At 58.2% G+C, this 23,403-nt stretch carries 19 protein-coding genes; 15 read left to right on the top strand and 4 right to left on the bottom strand.

The annotated features are described in order from the left end of the window. Nucleotides 1-104 precede the first annotated feature (104 nt). The 10 genes from iscR to sseB all read left to right on the top strand — a co-directional run bounded on the left by iscR (nucleotide 105) and on the right by sseB (nucleotide 7,943). On the top strand, nucleotides 105-596 hold the full coding sequence (gene iscR / locus V1572_RS19560; protein WP_045399615.1) for a Fe-S cluster assembly transcriptional regulator IscR: 492 nt from the start codon (nucleotides 105-107) through the stop codon (nucleotides 594-596). Nucleotides 597-715: 119 nt separating this feature from the next. Next, on the top strand, nucleotides 716-1,930 hold the full coding sequence (gene iscS / locus V1572_RS19555; protein WP_008502157.1) for a cysteine desulfurase: 1,215 nt from the start codon (nucleotides 716-718) through the stop codon (nucleotides 1,928-1,930). 24 nt (nucleotides 1,931-1,954) lie between these two features. Further along, nucleotides 1,955-2,341: a Fe-S cluster assembly scaffold IscU gene (gene iscU, locus V1572_RS19550; protein WP_003860661.1), complete on the top strand. Its 387-nt coding sequence runs from the start codon at nucleotides 1,955-1,957 to the stop codon at nucleotides 2,339-2,341. Between the two features lie 13 nt (nucleotides 2,342-2,354). Then, nucleotides 2,355-2,678: an iron-sulfur cluster assembly protein IscA gene (gene iscA, locus V1572_RS19545; RefSeq protein ID WP_003860659.1), complete on the top strand. Its 324-nt coding sequence runs from the start codon at nucleotides 2,355-2,357 to the stop codon at nucleotides 2,676-2,678. An 80-nt stretch (nucleotides 2,679-2,758) separates the two neighbouring features. Next, the gene (gene hscB, locus V1572_RS19540; RefSeq protein ID WP_024908642.1) at nucleotides 2,759-3,274 is read left to right on the top strand and encodes a co-chaperone HscB; all 516 of its coding nucleotides are present in this window, start codon (nucleotides 2,759-2,761) and stop codon (nucleotides 3,272-3,274) included. Nucleotides 3,275-3,288: 14 nt separating this feature from the next. After that, entirely contained in the window at nucleotides 3,289-5,139 is a 1,851-nt protein-coding gene (gene hscA / locus V1572_RS19535) for a Fe-S protein assembly chaperone HscA (protein WP_048226243.1), read from the top strand. Nucleotide 5,140: 1 nt separating this feature from the next. Beyond that, nucleotides 5,141-5,476 carry an ISC system 2Fe-2S type ferredoxin gene (gene fdx / locus V1572_RS19530; protein WP_003860652.1) on the top strand — a complete coding sequence of 112 codons (336 nt, stop codon included), beginning with the start codon at nucleotides 5,141-5,143 and terminating at the stop codon, nucleotides 5,474-5,476. A gap of 1 nt (nucleotide 5,477) precedes the next feature. Next, a complete protein-coding gene (gene iscX / locus V1572_RS19525; RefSeq protein WP_003860650.1) occupies nucleotides 5,478-5,678 on the top strand; it encodes a Fe-S cluster assembly protein IscX in 201 nt (66 codons plus the stop codon). A 60-nt stretch (nucleotides 5,679-5,738) separates the two neighbouring features. Beyond that, nucleotides 5,739-7,025 (top strand): aminopeptidase PepB, encoded by a 1,287-nt coding sequence (gene pepB / locus V1572_RS19520; protein ID WP_024908644.1) that lies wholly within the window; start codon nucleotides 5,739-5,741, stop codon nucleotides 7,023-7,025. A gap of 141 nt (nucleotides 7,026-7,166) precedes the next feature. Further along, a complete protein-coding gene (gene sseB, locus V1572_RS19515) occupies nucleotides 7,167-7,943 on the top strand; it encodes an enhanced serine sensitivity protein SseB (RefSeq protein WP_395299510.1) in 777 nt (258 codons plus the stop codon). Nucleotides 7,944-7,960: 17 nt separating this feature from the next. Here the strand turns inward: sseB and V1572_RS19510 are convergent, their stop codons facing one another. The 4 genes from V1572_RS19510 to V1572_RS19495 all read right to left on the bottom strand — a co-directional run bounded on the left by V1572_RS19510 (nucleotide 7,961) and on the right by V1572_RS19495 (nucleotide 12,591). Next, nucleotides 7,961-8,731, bottom strand: a complete 771-nt coding sequence (locus V1572_RS19510) for a MurR/RpiR family transcriptional regulator (protein ID WP_395299509.1) — start codon at nucleotides 8,729-8,731, stop codon at nucleotides 7,961-7,963. Beyond that, the gene (sseA, locus tag V1572_RS19505) at nucleotides 8,731-9,576 is read right to left on the bottom strand and encodes a 3-mercaptopyruvate sulfurtransferase (protein WP_032675337.1); all 846 of its coding nucleotides are present in this window, start codon (nucleotides 9,574-9,576) and stop codon (nucleotides 8,731-8,733) included. Before sseA ends, V1572_RS19510 begins: the two co-directional genes overlap by 1 nt. Before the next feature lie 90 nt (nucleotides 9,577-9,666). Then, nucleotides 9,667-11,034 (bottom strand): 6-phospho-alpha-glucosidase, encoded by a 1,368-nt coding sequence (locus tag V1572_RS19500; protein ID WP_395299508.1) that lies wholly within the window; start codon nucleotides 11,032-11,034, stop codon nucleotides 9,667-9,669. A gap of 12 nt (nucleotides 11,035-11,046) precedes the next feature. Further along, entirely contained in the window at nucleotides 11,047-12,591 is a 1,545-nt protein-coding gene (locus tag V1572_RS19495) for a PTS transporter subunit EIIC (RefSeq protein ID WP_395299507.1), read from the bottom strand. A gap of 288 nt (nucleotides 12,592-12,879) precedes the next feature. Here V1572_RS19495 and V1572_RS19490 point away from each other — a divergent pair, with 288 nt between their 5' ends. The 5 genes from V1572_RS19490 to rodZ all read left to right on the top strand — a co-directional run bounded on the left by V1572_RS19490 (nucleotide 12,880) and on the right by rodZ (nucleotide 23,392). Further along, a complete protein-coding gene (locus tag V1572_RS19490) occupies nucleotides 12,880-17,832 on the top strand; it encodes an alpha-2-macroglobulin family protein (protein ID WP_395299506.1) in 4,953 nt (1,650 codons plus the stop codon). Nucleotide 17,833: 1 nt separating this feature from the next. After that, the gene (pbpC, locus tag V1572_RS19485) at nucleotides 17,834-20,158 is read left to right on the top strand and encodes a peptidoglycan glycosyltransferase PbpC (RefSeq protein ID WP_395299505.1); all 2,325 of its coding nucleotides are present in this window, start codon (nucleotides 17,834-17,836) and stop codon (nucleotides 20,156-20,158) included. Between the two features lie 156 nt (nucleotides 20,159-20,314). Further along, nucleotides 20,315-20,746, top strand: a complete 432-nt coding sequence (gene ndk, locus V1572_RS19480) for a nucleoside-diphosphate kinase (RefSeq protein WP_003860625.1) — start codon at nucleotides 20,315-20,317, stop codon at nucleotides 20,744-20,746. Nucleotides 20,747-20,915: 169 nt separating this feature from the next. Further along, nucleotides 20,916-22,082: a bifunctional tRNA (adenosine(37)-C2)-methyltransferase TrmG/ribosomal RNA large subunit methyltransferase RlmN gene (locus V1572_RS19475; RefSeq protein WP_014171168.1), complete on the top strand. Its 1,167-nt coding sequence runs from the start codon at nucleotides 20,916-20,918 to the stop codon at nucleotides 22,080-22,082. Between the two features lie 293 nt (nucleotides 22,083-22,375). Beyond that, nucleotides 22,376-23,392 carry a cytoskeleton protein RodZ gene (gene rodZ / locus V1572_RS19470; protein ID WP_167211928.1) on the top strand — a complete coding sequence of 339 codons (1,017 nt, stop codon included), beginning with the start codon at nucleotides 22,376-22,378 and terminating at the stop codon, nucleotides 23,390-23,392. The last annotated feature ends 11 nt before the right edge of the window (nucleotides 23,393-23,403 follow it).

Raw genomic sequence — 23,403 nt, 5'->3', positions numbered from 1 at the left:
AGTTGACCATTTTAGTCAGGAATGTCAGACTTGGCCCTGCTATGCAATACCCCATTTTACAATAAAAAACCCCGGGCAGGGGCGAGTTTGAGGTTAAGTAAGACATGAGACTGACATCTAAAGGGCGTTATGCCGTGACCGCGATGCTGGACGTTGCGCTCAACTCCGAAGCGGGCCCGGTTCCGTTGGCTGATATTTCTGAACGACAAGGGATCTCCCTCTCTTATCTGGAACAGCTGTTCTCCAGACTGCGTAAAAATGGACTGGTTTCCAGCGTTCGTGGCCCAGGCGGCGGTTATCTGCTGGGTAAAGACGCGGGCAGTATTGCAGTTGGCGAAGTGATCAGCGCAGTTGACGAATCCGTTGACGCGACCCGTTGCCAGGGTAAAGGCGGCTGCCAGGGCGGCGATAAGTGCCTGACCCACGCGCTGTGGCGCGATCTGAGCGACCGTCTGACCGGCTTCCTGAACAACATCACCCTCGGTGAGCTGGTGAACAACCAGGAAGTTCTGGACGTATCGGGCCGTCAGCACGGCCATGATTCCCAACGCAGCACCCGCGCGCAGGACGCTATCGACGTCAAATTACGCGCGTAATAAAACGATAAGTATTTCAGAATCAGGCCGGGGCGAAGACTCGCCCCGTGTACTCGGTCGTACATCCAGCCGGTTGCCTGATTCCTTGCATTGAAGCGATGTACGGAGTTTATAGAGCAATGAAATTACCGATTTATCTCGACTACTCCGCAACCACGCCGGTGGACCCGCGTGTTGCCGAGAAAATGATGCAGTGTCTGACCCTGGACGGAAACTTTGGTAACCCAGCTTCCCGTTCACACCGTTTTGGCTGGCATGCTGAAGAGGCGGTTGATATCGCCCGTAATCAGATTGCTGACCTGGTGGGTGCCGACCCGCGTGAGATTGTTTTCACCTCCGGTGCGACCGAATCCGACAACCTGGCGATCAAAGGTGCAGCCAACTTTTATCAGAAAAAAGGCAAGCACATCATCACCAGCAAAACCGAACACAAAGCCGTGCTGGACACCTGCCGTCAGCTGGAGCGTGAAGGGTATGAAGTCACCTACCTGGCGCCACAGAGCAACGGCATTATCGATCTGAAAGAGCTCGAAGCGGCCATGCGTGATGACACCATTCTGGTCTCCATCATGCACGTCAACAACGAAATCGGCGTGGTACAAGACATCGCGACCATCGGCGAAATGTGCCGCGCGCGCGGTATCATCTACCACGTGGACGCGACCCAGAGCGTGGGCAAACTGCCTATCGACCTGAGCCAGCTGAAAGTGGACCTGATGTCCTTCTCTGGCCACAAAATCTATGGCCCGAAAGGGATTGGCGCGCTGTACGTTCGTCGTAAACCACGTATCCGCATCGAAGCGCAGATGCACGGTGGCGGTCACGAGCGCGGCATGCGTTCCGGTACGCTGCCTGTTCACCAGATCGTGGGCATGGGCGAAGCCTACCGCATTGCAAAAGAAGAGATGGAAACCGAGATGGCACGCCTGCGCACGCTGCGTAACCGTCTGTGGGACGGCGTGAAAGATATGGAAGAAGTGTATCTGAACGGCGATCTCGAGCAGGGTGCTCCGAACATCCTCAACGTCAGCTTCAACTATGTTGAAGGCGAGTCGTTGATCATGGCGCTGAAAGACCTGGCGGTTTCTTCCGGTTCTGCCTGTACGTCTGCAAGCCTTGAGCCATCCTACGTGCTGCGTGCGCTGGGTATGACTGACGAGCTGGCACACAGCTCTATCCGTTTCTCTTTAGGTCGTTTCACTACCGAAGAAGAGATTGACTACACCATCAAGCTGGTTCGCAACTCCATTGGCCGTCTGCGCGACCTTTCTCCACTGTGGGAAATGTTCAAGCAGGGCGTGGATCTGAACAGCATTGAATGGTCACATCACTAATCGGTACATAAGGAGAATTCAATCATGGCATACAGCGAAAAAGTCATCGATCATTACGAAAACCCACGCAACGTTGGCTCTTTTGACAACAGCGATGAATCTGTTGGTAGCGGCATGGTCGGTGCGCCAGCGTGTGGCGACGTGATGAAGTTGCAGATTAAAGTCAACAATGAAGGTATCATTGAAGACGCGCGCTTCAAGACCTACGGCTGCGGTTCTGCTATCGCGTCCAGCTCCCTGGTCACCGAATGGGTGAAGGGCAAGTCTCTGGACGAAGCACAGGCAATCAAGAACACGGATATTGCTGAAGAACTCGAACTGCCACCGGTGAAAATTCACTGCTCAATTCTGGCAGAAGACGCGATCAAAGCCGCCATTGCGGATTACAAAAGCAAACGTGAAGCAAAATAATTGAGGTTTGAGTATGTCGATTACCCTTAGCGACAGCGCTGCCGCGCGAGTAAGCTCTTTTCTGGCGAACCGTGGTAAAGGCTTTGGCCTGCGACTGGGCGTACGTACCTCCGGCTGTTCTGGTATGGCTTACGTACTGGAGTTTGTTGACGAACCGGCGTCTGACGACACCGTGTTTGAAGACAAGGGCGTGAAGGTGGTGGTCGATGGCAAAAGCCTGCAATTCCTCAACGGCACTCAGCTGGACTTCGTTAAAGAAGGCCTGAACGAAGGGTTCAAATTCACGAACCCGAACGTCAAAGACGAGTGTGGTTGCGGCGAAAGCTTCCACGTTTAACCGCGCGTCATCCGAAACCCCACCGTGGCGTTACCCGCTACGCGTGGGGTTTGTTTTAACAGGCTACCCCTGAGATTGTTATGGATTACTTCACTCTCTTCGGACTACCCGCTCAATACCCGATTGATCTCCAGGCGTTGACGATCCGTTTTCAGGATCTGCAGCGTCAGTACCATCCGGACAAATTCGCGAGCGGTACTCAGGCAGAGCAGCTGGCTGCGGTTTCCCACTCTGCCACCATTAACCAGGCCTGGCAGACACTGCGCCATCCGCTGGCGCGCGCTGAATATCTGCTCTCGCTCCACGGTTTTGATCTGGCGAGCGAACAGCATACCGTGCGTGACACGGCGTTTCTGATGGAGCAGCTGGAGCTTCGCGAAGAGCTCGATGAGATTGAACAGGCCAAAGACGAAGCGCGTCTGGAAAGCTTTATTACGCGCGTAAAGGGCATGTTCGATACCCGCCATCAGCAGATGGTGGAGCAACTGAACAACGAGACCTGGGACGTGGCGGCAGATACTGTGCGCAAACTCCGTTTTCTCGATAAACTGCGAAGCAGTGCTGAACAACTCGAAGAAAAGCTGCTCGATTTTTAATTTCGGAAGCAATTATGGCCTTATTACAAATTAGTGAGCCTGGCTTAAGTGCCGCACCGCACCAGCGTCGTCTGGCGGTGGGTATTGATCTGGGCACCACCAATTCCCTCGTGGCGACCGTGCGCAGCGGCCAGGCGGAAACGCTGGCTGATGAGCAGGGGCGCCATCTGCTGCCTTCCGTGGTCCACTACCAGCAGCAGGGTCACGCGGTAGGCTATGACGCCCGCGCTAATGCCGCGCGCGATCCGGCGAATACCATCAGCTCCGTCAAGCGCATGATGGGCCGCTCGCTGGCCGATATTCAGACCCGCTACCCGCATCTGCCGTATCAGCTGCAGGCCAGTGAAAACGGCCTGCCGATGATCGCGACCGCGGCCGGTCTGCTGAACCCGATTCGTGTTTCTGCTGACATCCTCAAAGCGCTGGCTGAGCGCGCTACGGCAACGCTCGGTGGCGATCTGGACGGCGTGGTGATCACCGTTCCTGCCTACTTTGACGATGCACAGCGTCAGGGCACCAAAGACGCCGCGCGTCTGGCGGGTCTGCACGTGCTGCGTCTGCTGAACGAACCGACGGCGGCGGCGATTGCCTACGGCCTCGATTCCGGTCAGGAAGGGGTGATCGCGGTTTACGATCTCGGCGGCGGGACGTTTGATATCTCTATCCTGCGCCTGAGCCGCGGGGTGTTTGAAGTGCTGGCGACCGGCGGGGATTCCGCGCTGGGCGGTGATGACTTCGACCATCTGCTGGCGGACTACATCCGCGAGCAGGCGGGCATCAGCGATCGCAGCGATGCGCGCGTACAGCGTGAACTGCTGGATGCGGCCATCGACGCCAAAATCGCCCTGAGCGATGCGCAGACGGTTACCGTCAATGTTGCGGGCTGGCAGGGTGACATCACCCGCGACCAGTTCAGCGATCTGATCGCCCCACTGGTGAAACGCACCTTACTGGCCTGCCGTCGCGCATTGAAAGATGCGGGCGTTGAGGCGAACGAAGTGCTGGAAGTGGTCATGGTGGGCGGTTCGACCCGCGTGCCGCTGGTGCGCGAGCGCGTGGGCGAATTCTTTGGCCGCACGCCGCTGACCTCCATCGACCCGGACAAAGTGGTTGCCGTAGGTGCCGCAATCCAGGCCGATATTCTGGTTGGCAACAAGCCGGACAGCGAAATGCTGCTGCTGGACGTCATCCCGCTGTCGCTGGGCTTAGAAACCATGGGCGGCCTGGTGGAGAAAGTGATCCCGCGTAACACCACCATTCCGGTGGCGCGCGCGCAGGAGTTCACCACCTTTAAAGACGGCCAGACCGCGATGTCCATCCACGTGATGCAGGGCGAACGCGAGCTGGTGCAGGACTGCCGTTCTCTGGCGCGCTTTGCGCTGCGCGGTATCCCGGCGCTGCCTGCGGGCGGGGCGCATATTCGCGTCACCTTCCAGGTGGATGCCGACGGCCTGCTGAGCGTCACGGCGATGGAAAAATCCACCGGCGTGGAATCGTCCATCCAGGTGAAGCCGTCCTACGGCCTGACCGATGGCGAAATCGCCTCCATGATTCAGGACTCAATGAGCTACGCCGAGCAGGATGTGAAGGCGCGTATGCTGGCGGAACAAAAAGTGGAAGCCGCACGCGTGCTGGAGAGCCTGAACGGCGCGCTCGCTGCCGATGCCGCGCTGTTAAGCGCCGCTGAGCGCCAGGTGATTGACGAAGCCGCCGCGCGCTTAAGCGCCGTGGCCGAAGGCAATGACGCTGACGCAATAGAAGAAGCCATTAAAAACGTTGATAAACAAACCCAGGACTTTGCTGCTCGCCGCATGGACAAATCTGTCCGCGTCGCGCTGAAAGGCCAGTCCGTGGACGAGGTTTAATATGCCAAAGATTGTAATTTTGCCTCATGCGGACCTCTGTCCGGATGGCGCTGTTCTGGAAGCGAAGACCGGTGAAACCATTCTCGATGTTGCCCTGCGTGCAGGTATCGAAGTGGAACACGCCTGTGAAAAATCCTGTGCCTGCACCACCTGCCACTGCATCGTGCGTGAAGGTTTTGACTCTCTCGCCGAGAGCACCGAAGACGAAGACGACATGCTGGATAAAGCATGGGGTCTGGAGCCAGACAGCCGCTTAAGCTGCCAGGCTGCGGTGACCGATGAAGATCTGGTCGTGGAGTTCCCACGCTACACCATCAACCACGCACGCGAGCATTAATATGGGACTGAAGTGGACAGACAGCCGTGAAATCGGCGAAGCGCTCTACGACGCGAACCCGGATCTCGATCCGAAGACCGTACGATTCACCGATATGCATCAGTGGATCTGCGATCTGGAAGATTTCGACGACGATCCAAACGCATCCAATGAAAAAATTCTGGAGGCGATTCTGTTAGTCTGGTTAGATGAAGCAGAATAAATAACAAAACGGGCTGCCTTCAGGCGGCCCGTTTGCTAGTTGCTAATAAGGAAAAATAAAATGACCGAAGCGATGAAGATTACGCTCTCTACCCAGCCTGCTGACGCACGCTGGGGCGAGAAAGCCAGCTACAGCATCAACAACGACGGTATTACCCTGCACCTGACGGGCAACGATGATTTGGGCCTGATCCAGCGCGCCGCGCGTAAAATTGACGGTCTGGGCATCAAGCATGTCTCGCTGGAAGGCGAAGGCTGGGACACCGACCGCAGCTGGGCGTTCTGGGCGGGTTACAAAGGGCCGAAAGGCACCCGCAAAATTGAGTGGGCGAACCTCGACGAAGCCGGTCAGAAAGAGCTGGAAAGCCGTCTGCAAATCATCGACTGGGTACGCGACACCATTAACGCTCCGGCGGAAGAGTTAGGCCCTGAGCAGCTGGCGCAGCGCGCCGTTGACCTGCTGTGCGGCGTGGCGGGCGACAAGATGTCCTACCGCATCACCAAGGGTGAAGACCTGCGCGAGCAGAATTACATGGGTATCCACACCGTGGGTCGTGGTTCTGAGCGTCCACCGGTGCTGCTGGCGCTGGACTACAACCCAACCGGCGATAAAGACGCCCCTGTCTTTGCCTGCCTGGTAGGTAAAGGCATCACCTTCGACACCGGCGGCTACAGCCTGAAGCAGAGCGCGTTCATGGACTCAATGAAGTCCGACATGGGCGGCGCGGCCACCATCACCGGTGCGCTGGCGTTTGCCATCACCCGCGGTCTGAAAAAGCGCGTGAAGCTGTACCTGTGCTGCGCGGACAACATGGTCAGCGGTAACGCCTTCAAGCTGGGCGACATCATTCGCTACCGTAACGGCAAAAACGTTGAGGTGATGAACACTGACGCCGAAGGCCGTCTGGTGCTGGCCGATGGCCTGATCGACGCTTCTGCCCAGAAGCCTGAGCTGATCATCGACATGGCAACCCTGACCGGGGCGGCGAAAACCGCGCTGGGTAACGACTACCACGCGCTGTTCAGCTTTGACGACAAGCTGGCCGCACGCCTGCTGGCCAGCGCTGCGGCGGAAAACGAACCGTTCTGGCGTCTGCCGCTGGCCGAGTTCCACCGTAGCCAGCTGCCGTCCAACTTTGCCGAACTGAACAATACCGCCAGCGCGGCGTACCCGGCGGGTGCAAGCACCGCAGCAGGCTTCCTGTCTCACTTTGTTGAGAACTACCATGAAGGCTGGCTGCACATTGACTGCTCCGCAACGTACCGCAAAGCGGCGGTTGAGCAGTGGTCCGCGGGCGCGACCGGTCTGGGCGTGCGTACCGTAGCGAACCTGCTGACGGCTGAGTAATCTTTTTAGCCGGGTGGCGCTACGCTTACGCGCGCCTTCGGAGTCATCATATTGCCCGGCGGCGCTGCGCTTGCACGGACCTACGGTTTTGTAGGCCGGGTAAGCGAAGCGCCACCCGGCGTTTTTTGAAGTAGCCAAACTATGTCAGATACCAAAAACGAATTAGAGACCCTGCTGGAGCAGGCGGCGACCGAGCCCGCCCACCGTCCGGCATTTTTCCGCACGCTGCTGGAGTCCACCGTCTGGGTGCCGGGCACCGCTGCGGAAGGTGAGCAGGTCGTAGAAGACAGCGCGCTGGATCTGCTGCACTGGGAGAAAGACGACGGCACGTCGGTGATTCCGTTCTTCACCTCGCTGGAAGCGCTGCAGGAAGCGGTTGAAGACGAACAGGCGTTCGTGGTGATGCCGGTGCGTACCCTGTTTGAAATGACGCTCGGCCAGACGCTGTTCCTCAACGCCAAGCTGCCGACCGGGAAAGAGTTTACGCCGCGTGAAATCAGCCACCTGATTGGCGAAGAGGGCAACCCGCTCAGCACGCAGGAAGTGCTGGAAGGGGGTGAAACGCTGCTGCTGTCTGAAGTGGTCGAGCCGCCCGCGCAGATGATTGATTCCCTGACGACGCTGTTCAAAACGCTCAAGCCCGTCAGGCGCGCGTTTCTCTGCTCCATCAAAGAGCGTGCGGACGAAAAGCCGGTGCTGTTGATCGGTATTGAAGCCGATGGCGATTTCGACGAGATCGTTCAGGCGGCGGGCAGCGTGGCGACCGACACGCTACCGGGCGATGAACCAATTGATATCTGTCAGGTGAAAAACGGTGAGAAGGGCATCAGCCACTTTATTACCGAGCACATCACGCCGTTCTATGAGCGTCGCTGGGGCGGCTTCCTGCGCGATCTCAAAACCAACCGCATCATCTGATTTCAGCGGGGTGAATGTCACCCCGTTGCTTCCAGCAGCAGTAAATCCATCAGCAGCACCAGATTCGACTCAAACGACGTCACCCCTGCGGCTTCGGCGGCGTAGTGTACCGCTTCGTCATAGAGCGCAAAGTGAACGTCGGCCATCTCCGCCAGCGTGTTGGCCGAGGCGCGGGTAAACGCAACGATGGTCATGCCGACGTTTTTGGCTATCCGTGCTTTATCCAGCACCTGTTCCGTTTCGCCGCTGCGCGAGACGGCAATAAACACCTGATAGCGGGCGGCATTGCTGAGAAAAATGTTCCGGCTGTCGCCCGGTCCCGAGATAAACGCCGTTTTACCCAGCACCTGCAGCTTCTTGGTCAGGTACTCCGCAAACAGATAAGAGAACCCGGCCCCGTAGAGAAAGAAACTCTCTTTCTGGCGCAGCAGGTTAGCAAACTGCTGGCGTTTGTCCTGGGTGACCCACTGAAAGGTGTGCTGATAGTTGGCGATAAACTGATTAAACAGCGCCGGGAGCTCAGGGGGCGATTGCCCCTGAACGGCAATGTGCGGCGTGTCGGTGAGCAGCTGCTTGCAGTGCCAGATAAACTCGCTAAAGCCGCTGAACCCCAGCTTCTGGCACAGCCGCATAATGGTGGCGGTAGAAACGAACGTCGCCTGTGCCAGCTCGCGAACCGTAATATTGCCCACCAGCAGCGGATGCTCCGTAAGGTGGGCGAGGACGCGATACTCCGCGCGGGTCAATGACGCTCCGCGCGTTAACAGCGTGGCCAGGCGGCTATCCATTATTTCGCGGGTTCGACAGGCAGATCGTCTCGCGCACCCCATTCGCTCCAGGCGCCGTCGTAGAGCGTGACGTCGCTTACGCCGAGCGTGGCGAGCGCCAGAATGACCACGCAGGCCGTTACGCCGGAACCGCAGCTGGCAATCACTGGACGATGCAAATCAACCCCTGCCCGGTCAAAAATGGCGCGCAGTTCGTCGGTAGTTTTCAGCTCGCCCTCAAATACCAGATCGCCCCACGGCACGTTCAGCGCGCCCGGAATATGTCCGCGCTTCAGCCCCGGACGCGGTTCATCCGCTTCGGCATTGAAGCGCGGAGCAGGACGGGCATCGACGATTTGCGCCGTTTTTTCATGGCTCACGACCAGCACGTCGGTCAGGCGTTTTACCACGTGCGTGTCAAAGGTTGCGTCGAATTCACCTTCCGGCAGCGTGACGTCACCCTGCTGAAGCGGCAGCTCGTCGCGCTTCCACCCCGCCAGCCCGCCGGCAAGAATCGAGACTTTTTCCACGCCGAAGTTTTTCAGCATCCACCACGCGCGCGGCGCGGAGAAGAGGTTACCTTCATCATAGACAACGAGGTGTTTGTCTTTGCTGATGCCCAGCTCGCGCATCGCCACGGAAAACGCTTCCGGGCGCGGCAGCATGTGCGGCAGGGGAGAGGTGTGATCGGAGAGGGCTTCAATATCAAAAAATACCGCACCCGGCAGATGCCCGGCACGGTATTCACCGGGCACGTCACGATGCTCTTGTCCCGGAGGGGCCATACGCGCGTCGATAATCTGAACTTCCGGATCGTCGCCGTGCTCAATCAGCCAGTCGGCAGCGACAAAATATGAGGTGGACATGGTTTGCCTCCATTCTTTTCCGTAAAAAAGGATTGTCGGTGTTTTTTCTGACACCGACAAGCAAACCACGTTCAACTCGCGAGCAAGCCCCTATTTTTTCACCGGTTCGCCGTCCTGCCAGGCTTTTTGCAGCGCTGGCCAGTAGTCGCGGTTGGCCTCAATCATCTCATCCAGAATGGCTTTTGCATGTTCCATGGTCGGCACGGTGCGGTTGAGGGTAAACGCCTGCAAGGCTTTCTCATAGCTGCCTTCGATAGTCGCCTCCACCAGCAGCTGTTCAGATGCGAGCTGCTGTTGCAAAAGCGTCTGATGGAACAGCGGCACCTGACCAATACGGATCGGTTCTGGGCCCTCGGAGGTGATATAAGCGGGAACTTCCACCACCGCATCGTACGGCAGGTTGGTAATCGCCCCGCGGTTTTCCACCATCACCAGATGGCGGCTTCTCAGGTTAAAGGCCAGCGAGCAGGCCACATCGACGATAAACTCGCCGTGGACGCCCACGTGAAAGGCATCCGGTAAAATTCCGGTGCGTTGATATTCTTCGGCGGCGGCGAACAGCTTTTTCTCGCGCCCGTCCATCACTTCATTTGCGCGGGTATAGTCCGGGCTCTGGTGCGCCACAATCTGGTTCGGCATCAGGTAATACTGCAGATACGGGTTCGGCAGATACTCGGGGAAATTGTCCATGATCGGCTTGATGTTGCGCCAGGTTTTCACCCAGGAGGGGTCGGAATGCTGCGGATCGGTTTTAGCCGCATCTTCCGTCAGCAGGCCAAACTTAGCGATATGCTTACGCAGCGCCGGGAGCTTGTCTTCGCCGTCCACCAGCACGCGGGTAAACCAGCCGAAGTGGTTCAGACCGAAGTAGTCCACTTCCAGCTTGCGGCGATCGACACCCAGAATCGCCCCCATATTGCGCATAGCGGCCACCGGCATATCGCAGATGTTCAGCACCCGCGCATTTGGCCGCAGACGGCGCACGCCCTCCGCGACGATCGCCGCCGGGTTGGAGTAGTTCACGATCCAGGCTTTTTCATGCGCGTAGCGATCCACCAGATCGATAAGCTCCACCATCGGCAGGATCGTGCGCAGTCCGTACGCCAGCCCGCCGGGGCCGCACGTTTCCTGGCCCACCACGCCGTGACGCAGCGGGATCTTCTCATCCTGTTCGCGCATCTTATACTGACCGACGCGCATCTGGGCAAAGACGAAATGGGCGCAGCTGAAGGCCACTTCCGGGTCGCTGGTGACGGTAAATTTGATATGCTGACTGTGGTCGCGAATGACCTTCTCGACGACCGGCGCAATGGTGTTCTGACGCGCCTCGTCGATATCGTACAGGCGAATTTCGGCCAGCGGGAAATCCTGCAGGCGCACCATCAGGCTTTTCACAATGCCCGGCGTGTAGGTGCTGCCGCCGCCGGCAATCGACAGAATAAATGGGGGTGTAAACATCTTTAGCTCCTTTCAGAGAAACGTCTCAACGGCTTCTCGCATTTTTTTGACATGCAGCCCGTAGACCACCTGAACGTTGTTACCTTGTTTGATAATCCCTTTCGCGCCGGTCGCCTTCAGACGCGGCTCGTCGATAATGGCGACGTCCTTTACCGTGACGCGTAAGCGGGTGTAGCAGTTATCCACCACTTCAATATTTTCCCGGCCGCCCAGCCCCACCACGATGGACTCGCCCAGACCGTCGTTATTGCCCTTCGCCTGGTACTCCTGCTTGCTGTAGAGGCGCGTCTCCTGGTCCTCATCTTCACGGCCCGGCGTTTTCATGTTGAAGCGCAGGATCAGGAAGCGGAACACCACGAAGTAGAGGGCGAACATGATCAGCCCGACCAGGATGTACATCGGCCAGTTGGACTTGGCCGTGCCGAGCGGCAGGTTGTAGAGGATGAAGTCGATAATCCCGTTGGCGCCGATGGCGTGAACGCCCAGCAGGGAGAACAGCATCATGCCAATGCCGGTCAGCACCGCATGCACCACGAACAGCAGCGGGGCGACGAACAGGAAGGAGAACTCAATCGGCTCGGTGACGCCGACCAGCAGCGAGGTCAGCGCCGCCGGGATCAGAATCGCTTTCGCCGCCGCTTTACGCTCTGGCCTGGCGGTCATATACATCGCCAGCGCCGCGGCGGGCAGGCCAAACATCTTGCTGATGCCGCGGGCGTCCCACACCACCGTGCTGCTGAGCTGCTTCACCTGCGGGCAGGCCATTTCGGCGAAGTAGATATTGCGCGCGCCCTGATACACCGTGCCGCAGACCTCCTGCGTGCCCCCGAGTTCGGTATAGAGGAACGGGGTATAGACCAGATGGTGCAGGCCAGTGGGGACCAGAATGCGTTCCAGGAAGCCATAGATGGCCACGCCAAATGGTCCGGAGCCTTTGATGGCCAGCGCCAGGGCGCTAATGCCGTGTTGGGCAAACGGCCACAGTTCGCTCATCACCACGCCGAGCAGCATGGAGACTGGAAGCATTACAATGGCGACAAAACAGTGGCCGGAGTATATCGCCATCGCGCCGTTAAACTGTACGCCGGAATATTTATTGTACAGGTATCCCGACAGCGCCCCGGTCAGGATCCCGGCGAAAACGCCCATCTCCAGCACCTGGACGCCCAGCACCATGGTCTGCCCGGCCGCCTTCATTTCGGCTGCAGGCGCCAGCGCGCCCTGCAGCTGCAGCGTGACGTTCATGGCGTTGATGAATACGACAAAGGTGACCAGCCCAATCAGCGCGGCATAGCCTTTATCGCGCGTCGCCAGACCAATCGGAATACCAACGGCAAACACCAGCGCCAGGTTCACCAGCACCGACACGGCCGATTTCGCGATAAGCTGACCAAGATGCTGAATCAGCGGATGGCCAAGAAAGGGCAGGTATTCAGCGAGATTACCGTTACCCAGCACGTTACCAAAGGCGATAAACAGACCGACGATCGGTAAGATAAGCACCGGTCCGTACAATGATTTTCCGAAATTTTGTAGGGCGTTCACGGCTCGTTTCATGGCTTTCTCTCTTATTGAACCGCGCACTCGGGGTGCGTCATGGTTATAAAACTAGCAGCCTTCAGGGACGCTTATCCAGCTATCCTCTTGTTTTAAAAACAAATGACGTGAAAGGTAACATGTGACGTTTGGGGCTGTGATCGCGGTTCCATCACGGCGTAGCGGCGTGTTGCCATTCTGCGAGGCGCTTTCCAGATTCTAAAATTGGACTTTTTGAATTAATGAAACTTGCGGATAATACTTATCCGGACGACGACCAACAGGCCCCCTCAGGGCCAGGGACAAAGGATGAAACCGTTTCGCTTAGCCGCGCTCTCTCTTGCGCTGCTTACCACGTTTACGCTTGTCGGCTGTGATAACAGCGACGATAAATCTCAGGCTGCGGCTCCCGCGGCATCCACCGCATCCACACCGAAAGCCGCGGAAAAGCCAAATGCTGAAACGCTGGCTAAGCTCGCCGCCCAGAGTCAGGGAAAAGCGCTGACCCTGCTGGATGCCTCTGAAGTTCAGCTCGACGGTGCCGCCACGCTGGTGCTGACATTCTCGGTTCCGCTGAATCCCGATCAGGATTTCGCGAAAACCGTGCATGTCGTGGACAAAAAAAGCGGCAAAGTTGACGGGGCGTGGGAACTTGCGCCTAACCTGAAAGAGCTTCGCCTGCGCCATCTGGAGCCCAACCGCAACCTGGTCGTCACCGTTGAACGGGGCCTGCAGGCGCTGAACAAGGCGACGTTCGGCATTGATTATGAGAAAGCCCTGACCACCCGGGACGTTGAACCCACCGTTGGTTTTGCCAGCCGCGGCTCGCTGCTGCCCGGTAAGGTGGTGGAAGGGTTGCCGGTAATGGCGCTCAACGTCAACAATGTTGACGTCAACTTCTACCGCGTGAAGCCGGAATCGCTGGCTTCCCTTGTCAGCCAGTGGGAGTACCGTAACTCGCTGACCAACTGGGAATCCGACAACCTGCTGAAGATGGCGGAGCTGGTTTACACCGGTCGATTCGATCTTAATCCGGCGCGCAACACGCGCGAAAAATTACTGTTGCCCCTGAAGGATATTAAACCGCTCCAGCAGTCTGGCGTTTATATCGCGGTCATGAACCAGGCCGGGCACTACAACTACAGCAACGCCGCGACACTCTTTACCTTAAGCGATATTGGACTGTCCGCTCACCGTTATCATAATCGTCTGGACATCTTCACCCAGAGTCTGGAGAACGGTGCGGCGCAGTCTGGCGTCACCGTCACCCTGTTGAACGATAAAGGGCAGACGCTTGCCGAAGCGAAAAGCGACGGCGATGGCCACGCAAAGCTTGAGACCGACAAAGAGGCCGCGCTGATCCTGGCCAGTAAAGACGGCCAGACCACGCTGCTTGACCTCAAGCTGCCGGCTCTTGATCTGGCGGAGTTTGATATCGCAGGGAGTCCGGGCTACAGCAAGCAGTTCTTTATGTTTGGCCCACGCGATCTCTACCGCCCGGGCGAAACGGTGATCCTCAACGGCCTGCTGCGCGACAGTGACGGTAAGCCACTTCCCGATCAGCCCGTGAAGCTTGACGTGCTGCGTCCGGATGGACAGGTCGCGCGTACCATCGTCGTCAAGCCGGAGAACGGACTCTATCGCTTCAACTATCCGCTGGACAGCGGGGCGCAGACCGGCATGTGGCATATCCGCGCCAACACGGGCGATAACCTGCAGCGTCTGTGGGACTTCCACGTTGAAGACTTCATGCCAGAGCGTATGGCGCTCAACCTGAGCGGACAAAAAACGCCGGTTTCACCGCAGGATAACGTGGACTTTAACGTGGTCGGCTATTACCTGTATGGCGCTCCGGCCAACGGTAACTCTCTGCAGGGCCAGCTCTTCCTGCGTCCGCTGCGTGACGCGGTGGCAGCGCTGCCGGGCTTCCAGTTTGGTGATATCGCTGAAGAGAACCTGAGCCGCAGCCTGGATGAAGTGCAGCTTACGCTGGACGAGCAGGGACGTGGGCAGGTTTCTACCGAAAGCCAGTGGAAAGAGGTGCACTCTCCGCTGCAACTGATCCTGCAGGCCAGCCTGCTGGAGTCGGGCGGTCGTCCGGTGACGCGTCGTGCTGAGCAGGCTATCTGGCCCGCAGCGGAATTGCCGGGTATCCGTCCTCAGTTCGCCAGCAAGGCGGTTTATGACTACCGCACCGATTCGACCGTCAACCAACCGATTGTTGATGAGAACGGCAATGCCAGCTTCGACATCGTGTATGCCGATGCCAGCGGCGCGAAAAAGGCCGTTTCCGGGTTACAGGTTCGTCTGATTCGCGAGCGTCGGGACTACTTCTGGAACTGGTCTGAGAGCGAAGGCTGGCAGTCTCAGTTCGATCAGAAAGATCTGGTCGAAGGTGAGCAGGAGCTGACGCTTAAGGCCGATGAAACGGGTAAAGTCACCTTCCCGGTGGAATGGGGCTCTTATCGTCTGGAGGTGAAAGCGCCTGATGAGATGGTCAGCAGCGTGCGCTTCTGGGCGGGGTACAGTTGGCAGGATAACAGCGACGGCACCGGCGCTGCACGCCCTGACCGCGTGACCTTGAAACTGGATAAGCCAGCCTATCAGCCAGGCGACACCATCAACCTGCACATTGCCGCGCCAGCCGCAGGCAAGGGCTATGCGATGATCGAGTCCAGTGAAGGGCCGCTGTGGTGGAAAGAGATCGACGTACCGGCAAACGGACTGGATCTCGCTATCCCGGTCGACAAGGCCTGGAAGCGTCACGACCTCTACCTGAGTACACTGGTGGTACGTCCCGGAGATAAATCCAAATCCGCCACGCCGAAACGCGCGGTCGGCCTGCTGCATCTGCCGATGGGTGACGAAAATCGCCGCCTGAATATTGCGCTCGATAACCCGCAGAAAATGCGTCCAAACCAGACGCTCTCGGTGAAGGTGAAAGCCAGCGTGAAAGAGGGGGCCGTGCCGCAGAAGGTGAACGTCCTGGTATCGGCGGTGGACAGCGGCGTGCTGAATATTACCGATTACGTCACGCCGGATCCGTGGCAGGCTTTCTTTGGTCAGAAGCGTTACGGCGCGGATATCTACGATATTTACGGCCAGGTTATTGAAGGGCAGGGCCGTCTGGCCGCGCTGCGCTTTGGTGGCGATGGGGATGAACTGAAGCGTGGCGGCAAACCGCCGGTGAACCACGTCACCATCATTGCCCAGCAGGCACAGCCGGTCACGCTGGATGCCAACGGGGAAGGCACAATTACATTGCCGATTGGAGACTTCAACGGTGAGCTGCGTCTGATGGCGCAGGCCTGGACGGAAGAGGATTTCGGCAGCAGCGAAAGCAAGATTATTGTGGCCGCGCCGGTCATTACCGAGCTGAATACCCCGCGCTTCCTGGCAAGCGGAGATACCTCGCGGCTGACGCTGGATATCACTAACCTGACCGACCAGCCGCAAACGCTGAATATCGCCCTGAACGCGACAGGCAAACTGGCGCTGGAAGGCGCGCAGCCTCAGCCGGTTCAGCTGCCACCGGGGGCGCGTAGCACGCTGTTTATTCCGGTACGCGCGCTGGACGGTTATGGTGACGGTGAAGTGACCGCGCAGGTGACCGGCCTGCAGCTTCCGGGCGAGACCTTCGCCCCGCAGCAGAAGAGCTGGAAAATCGGCGTGCGTCCGGCGTTCCCGGCGCAGACGGTCAATACCGGTGCCATGCTGAACCCTGGCGAATCGTGGACCGCACCGGCGCAGCACAGCAACGGTTTCTCTCCTGCCACCCTGCAGGGGCAACTGCTGCTGAGCGGCAAACCACCGCTCAACCTGGCGCGCTATATTCGCGAACTGCAGGCCTATCCGTATGGCTGTCTGGAGCAGACCACCAGCGGTCTGTTCCCGTCGCTCTACACCAACGCGGCGCAGCTTACGGCGCTTGGCATCAAAGGTGATACGGACGATAAACGCCGTGCCGCCATTGATATCGGTATTTCCCGTCTGCTGCAGATGCAGCGTGAAGACGGCGGGTTCGCGCTGTGGGATAAAAACGGTCCGGAAGAGTACTGGCTGACGGCCTACGTGACCGACTTCCTGGTCCGTGCGGGCGAGCAGGGCTACAGCGTGCCCGCCGATGCGGTGAATAATGCCAATAGCCGGTTGCTGCGCTACCTGCAGGACCCGGGCATGATGTCTATTCGCTACAGCGACGATACGCAGGCCAGCAAGTTCGCCGTGCAGGCCTATGCCGCGCTGGTGCTGGCACGTCAGCAAAAAGCGCCGCTGGGCGCGCTGCGTGAAATCTGGGATCGTCACGCTCAGGCGGCGTCCGGCCTGCCGCTGATGCAGCTGGGCATGGCGCTCAAGCTGATGGGCGATGCCCCGCGCAGCCAGCAGGCGCTGGATCTGGCGCTCAAAACGCCGCGCAACGACAGCAAAACCTGGATGGCCGATTACGGCAGCCAGCTTCGCGATAACGCGCTGATGCTCTCTCTTCTGGAGGAGTACAAGCTGCTGCCGGATGCGCAAAATACGCTGCTGAATGCCCTGTCTGAGCAGGCCTTCAGCCAGCGCTGGTTGTCCACTCAGGAGAGCAATGCGCTGTTCCTGGCCGGTCGTTCGCTGCAAACCTTGTCGGGTGCGTGGCAGGCGAAAACCTCCCTGTCAGATTCCGCATCAGGTGGCGATAAAGCGCAGGTACAAAACGTGAGCGGCGACCAGCTTGGCGCGCTGCAGGTGACCAATACCGGTACTTCACCGCTGTGGGTACGCCTTGATAGCACCGGTTATCCTGACTATGCTCCTCAGCCGAGCTCGAACGTGCTGCAGGTTGAACGCCATATTCTGGCAACGGACGGCAGCACGAAATCGCTCTCTTCGCTGAAGAGCGGTGAGCTGGTGCTGGTATGGCTGGAAGTCAAAGCCAGCCAGAACGTGCCGGACGCGCTGGTGGTGGATCTCCTCCCTGCGGGTCTGGAGCTGGAAAACCAGAACCTGGCAAGCAGCAGCGCCAGCCTGCAGGACAGCGGTAGCGAAGTGCAGAACCTGCTCAGCCAGATGCAGCAGGCGGACATTCAGCATATGGAATTCCGCGACGACCGCTTTGTGGCGGCCGTGCCAGTAAATGAAGGTCAGCCGGTTACGCTGGTTTATCTGGCGCGCGCCGTGACGCCGGGAACCTACCAGGTGCCGGTTCCGATGGTCGAGTCTATGTATGTGCCGCAGTGGCGGGCAACGGGTGCGGCCAGTGGCCCGCTGATTGTTGTTCCGTAATATGCGAATGGCACGTTTGACACGCTCCCGCTGGCTGTGGCTGGCGGGAGCGCTTCTCGTTTTATGGGGGCTGATTGTCGCCGCCGACCGCCTGTGGCCGTTGCCGCTGAAAGAGGTTAACCCTGCCCGGGTGGTGGTGGATGAGAAGGGCACGCCGCTCTGGCGTTTTGCCGATAGCGACGGGATCTGGCGCTATCCGGTGACGATCGAAGAGGTCTCTCCCCGTTATCTTGAGGCGCTGATCCAGTACGAAGATCGCTGGTTCTGGGATCACCCCGGCGTAAACCCGCTTTCTGTCCTGCGCGCCGCCTGGCAGGATCTCAGTTCCGGGAAAGTCATCTCTGGCGGAAGCACGCTCACCATGCAGGTCGCGCGACTGCTGGACCCGCATCCGCGCACCTTCGGCGGTAAAATTCGCCAGCTCTGGCGTGCCATGCAGCTGGAGTGGCATCTTTCCAAACGCGAAATCCTCACGCTCTATCTCAACCGCGCGCCGTTTGGCGGTACGCTGCAGGGCGTGGGAGCGGCAAGCTGGACGTATCTGGGCAAGCCGTCGTCGCAGCTCAGCTATTCCGACGCGGCGCTGCTGGCGGTGCTGCCGCAGGCACCGAGTCGTTTACGCCCGGATCGCTGGCCTGAACGGGCCGAAGCGGCGCGCAATAAAGTGCTCGACCGCATGGCGACGCAGGGCGTCTGGTCCGCAAAGCAGGTCAAAGAGTCCCGTGAAGAATCAGTATGGCTGGCGCCCCGGCAGATGCCGCAGCTGGCGCCGCTTTTTGCTCGGATGATGCTCGGCAAAAGTCGCGACACGAAAATTGTCACCACGCTGGATGCCGGACTGCAGCGGCAGCTGGAAGAGCTGGCGATGAACTGGAAATCCCGCCTGCCGGCACGTAGCTCGCTGGCGATGATCGTGGTCGATCATACCGATATGAAAGTGCGCGGCTGGGTGGGATCGGTGGATATTAACGATGACACGCGTTTTAGCCATGTGGATATGGTCAATGCGATCCGATCGCCGGGATCGGTGTTAAAACCCTTTATCTACGGCATGGCGCTGGACGATGGCCTGATCCATCCCGCCTCGCTGCTTCAGGACGTTCCCAGAAAAACCGGTGATTATCGGCCCGGGAATTTTGACAGCGGGTTTCATGGACCGGTCAGCATGAGTGAAGCGCTGGTACGCTCCCTCAACCTGCCTGCCGTTCAGGTGCTGGAAGCCTACGGACCAAAACGATTTGCCGGGATGCTGAGCAACGCAGGCCTGCCGCTGATCCTGCCTGCGGGGGCGCAGCCGAATCTGTCTCTGATCCTCGGCGGGGCAGGCGCGCGGCTGGCAGATATCGCCGCGGCCTACAGTGCTTTTGCCCGACACGGTAAGACGGGTAGGCTGCGCCTGCAGCCGGGCGATCCGCTGACTGAACGTCCGCTGTTATCACCGGGCTCGGCGTGGATTATTCGCCGTATTCTGGCCAATGAAGCGCAGCCGCTGCCGGATAATGCGCTACCGCAGGTTGCGCCGCTGGCGTGGAAAACCGGTACCAGCTACGGCTACCGTGATGCCTGGGCCATCGGTCTGAATGCCCGTTATGTGATAGGCATCTGGACCGGACGACCGGACGGCACGCCCGTGGCGGGACAGTTCGGGTTTGCCAGCGCGGTTCCGCTGTTAAACCAGGTCAATAACCTGCTTCAGTCGCGCTCAACGGTAGACGAAGCCCGTCTGCCGCGCGATCCGCGTCCGGCAAGCGTCGGGCGGGGCGTGATCTGCTGGCCGGGCGGCCAGTCGCTACCGGAAGGCAGCGAAAACTGTCGACGTCGCCTGTCGACCTGGCTGCTGGAAGGGAGTGAACCGCCTACGCTGCTCCTGCCCGAACAGGAGGGCATACTCGGGATCCGTTTCCCGGTCTGGCTGGATAAAACCGGCAAACGCGTGGCCGCAGATTGCCCGGATGCTACTGAAAAAGTCCTGGATGTCTGGCCGCTGCCGCTGGAGCCGTGGCTGCCTGCAACCGAGCGTCGTGCGGTACGGATTCCGCCTTCATCAAGAATTTGTCCTCCACTCTTGCAGGACGCATCTGCGCCACTCATTCTGACCGGCGTGCGTGAAGGGGCCGTTATTAAACGTCTGCCGGGGGAATCCCGCGTTTCGCTGCCGCTTCAGGCGACCGGCAACAGCGGTGAGCGCTGGTGGTTTTTGAACGGTGAACCGCTGAATGTGAAAGGAAGCGTTTACACATTACAGCTTGATAAGTCGGGGGATTATCAGTTACTCGTTATGGATGAGACCGGGCAGGTCGCGACGGTGAATTTTACGCTTCAGTGACCTGAAAACAGCTTTCTGATGTGAGCTGTTGCTAAAACTCGTCTTATTTTAAAAAAATGTTACCTGAATCCATAGGCAATGGCGCCATTGCTCATTATAATCCGCGCCACACCATACTCAGGTATGCAAAACAACAGAACATTGACAGAGGTTATCATGGCTATTGAACGTACTTTTTCCATCATCAAACCAAACGCGGTGGCAAAAAACGTTATTGGCAGCATCTTCGCTCGCTTTGAATCTGCAGGGTTCAAAATTGTTGGCACCAAAATGCTGCACCTGACCGTTGAGCAGGCGCGCGGCTTCTACGCTGAGCACGAAGGTCGCCCATTCTTTGACGGCCTGGTGGAGTTCATGACCTCCGGTCCAATCGTGGTATCCGTACTGGAAGGCGAAAACGCCGTACAGCGTCACCGCGATCTGCTGGGTGCAACCAACCCGGACAACGCGCTGGCAGGAACTCTGCGCGCTGACTACGCTGACAGCTTCACCGAGAACGGCACCCACGGTTCTGACTCTGTTGAATCTGCTGCACGCGAAATCGCTTTCTTCTTCGCAGAAGGCGAAGTGTGTCCACGTACCCGTTAATTTAACGGTTTCGTTTACACATTATTTTCGTAAATGCCGCGTCCAGACGTGGCATCCCTGCGCCAGACTTTGTACAATGCAACGCCCCGGACGAGCAGACCGCTTTCCGGGGCGTTTCTATTCAACCCTCCATGGGCCATAACGTGTAACAACGAGGCCGGTAAATATTATGTCTGAATTAGTGAATACCTCCGAAGTCGCCATTCCTGCGGTTCCCAATAAAAATGGAAAAATCAACCTGCTGGATCTGAACCGTCAGCAGATGCGCGAGTTCTTCAAAGAGATGGGCGAAAAGCCGTTTCGTGCCGATCAGGTCATGAAGTGGATGTACCATTACTGCAGCGACAATTTTGATGACATGACTGACATCAACAAGGTCCTGCGCAATAAGCTCAAAGAAGTGGCTGAAATCCGTGCACCGGAAGTGGTGGAAGAGCAGCGCTCCGCGGATGGCACCATCAAATGGGCGATTGCGGTCGGCGATCAGCGTGTTGAAACCGTCTACATCCCGGAAGAAGACCGCGCGACGCTGTGCGTCTCCTCCCAGGTTGGCTGTGCGCTGGAGTGCAAATTCTGCTCAACCGCGCAGCAAGGCTTTAACCGTAACCTGCGTGTTTCAGAAATTATCGGCCAGGTCTGGCGTGCCGCGAAAATCGTGGGCGCGGCAAAAGTCACCGGTACGCGCCCTATCACCAACGTGGTAATGATGGGGATGGGTGAACCGCTGCTGAACCTGACCAACGTCGTTCCGGCGATGGAAATCATGCTGGATGACTTTGGCTTTGGCCTGTCCAAGCGTCGCGTCACGCTGTCGACCTCAGGCGTTGTGCCTGCGCTGGACAAGCTCGGCGACATGATTGACGTCGCGCTGGCGATCTCCCTGCACGCACCAAACGATGAAATTCGTGACGAAATTGTGCCGATCAACAAAAAGTACAATATCGAAACCTTCCTCGCTGCCGTACGTCGCTACCTGGAGAAATCCAACGCCAACCAGGGCCGCGTGACCATCGAGTATGTGATGCTGGACCACGTCAACGACGGCACCGAACATGCGCATCAGCTGGCTGAACTGCTGAAAGATACGCCGTGCAAAATCAACCTGATCCCATGGAACCCGTTCCCGGGCGCGCCGTATGGCCGTAGCTCGAACAGCCGTATCGACCGTTTCTCCAAGGTGCTGATGGAGTATGGTTTCACCACCATCGTGCGTAAAACGCGTGGTGATGATATTGATGCCGCATGTGGACAGCTGGCTGGTGATGTTATTGACCGTACCAAGCGTACCCTGCGTAAACGCATGCAGGGCGAGACGATAGCGGTTAAAGCTGTTTGATTATTATGCACTCGCGGCGCATTATCTGCGCCGTGAGACATAACCTTACTGAATAATCAGTCAGATTCGTGAAGACTGATCAATAATTACGGTGCGTTTCATCCGACTTTCGGGCAGTATGTAACGACGTAACAACAGTTTAGCCGTACGGGCAGGGCTGTACTGTCATCTCCGGGCTGACAGTCTTATACTCTCTGTTCAAGGTTAACTGACCAGAAGTTTCGCGGTGCGGGTGGCATTGTGACTCACCGGCGCCTGAACCCTTATTTTTCACGTACCAGTAGTTGTAGCGAATGAATACTGAAGCCACTCACGACCAACATGAAGCACTCTCCACTGGCGTTCGTCTTCGCAACGCCCGTGAACAACTCGGACTCAGCCAGCAAGCCGTTGCGGAACGCTTGTGCCTGAAGGTTTCCACGGTTCGCGATATTGAAGAAGATAAGGCGCCTGCCGATCTGGCTTCAACGTTCTTGCGCGGTTATATCCGCTCTTACGCAAAACTGGTGCACATCCCCGAAAACGAATTACTGCCAATGATGGAGAAGCAGGCGCCGGTCCGTGCAGCAAAAGTTGCGCCGATGCAGACCTTCTCCCTGGGGAAACGTCGTAAAAAACGTGATGGCTGGCTGATGAGCTTTACCTGGCTGGTGCTGTTTGTGGTGGTCGGTCTGACCGGTGCATGGTGGTGGCAAAACCACAAGGCGCAGCAGGAAGAGATCACCACCATGGCCGATCAATCCTCCGCCGAACTCAACCAGGCCGGAAATGATAACGCCCAGAGCGTGCCGCTGAATACCGACGGTGCGGCGTCCTCCAGCGAGCCACAGACCGCAGCGCCAGACGCATCGGCGACTGGTGCAGCACAGGCCCCGGCAGCAACGGCTAACACCGCTGCGCCGCAGGCTCAGGATCAAAACGCGGTGGTTGCCCCTTCTCAGGCAAATGTTGATACGGCGGCGAACGCGCCTGCAGCTACTCAGCCTGCAGACAATACCGCAGCGTCTCTGCCAACCAGCCCGGCGGGTACGGCGACAACAGTAGCCGATCCTAACGCGCTGGTAATGAACTTCAGCGCTGACTGCTGGCTGGAAGTGACTGACGCGACAGGTAAAAAACTGTTCAGCGGCCTGCAGCGTAAAGATGGCACGTTAAACCTAACAGGCCAGGCTCCCTATAAACTTAAAATCGGAGCTCCGGCAGCGGTACAGATCCAGTATCAAGGAAAACCTGTCGACCTGAGCCGCTTTATCAGAACTAACCAGGTTGCACGTCTTACCGTTAATGCCGAACAATCAGCAGCACAGTAACAGACGGGCAA

Source organism: Enterobacter quasiroggenkampii (genome assembly GCF_043972695.1).
Lineage (GTDB): Bacteria > Pseudomonadota > Gammaproteobacteria > Enterobacterales > Enterobacteriaceae > Enterobacter > Enterobacter quasiroggenkampii.
This window is presented reverse-complemented; position numbering and strand designations above follow the sequence as displayed.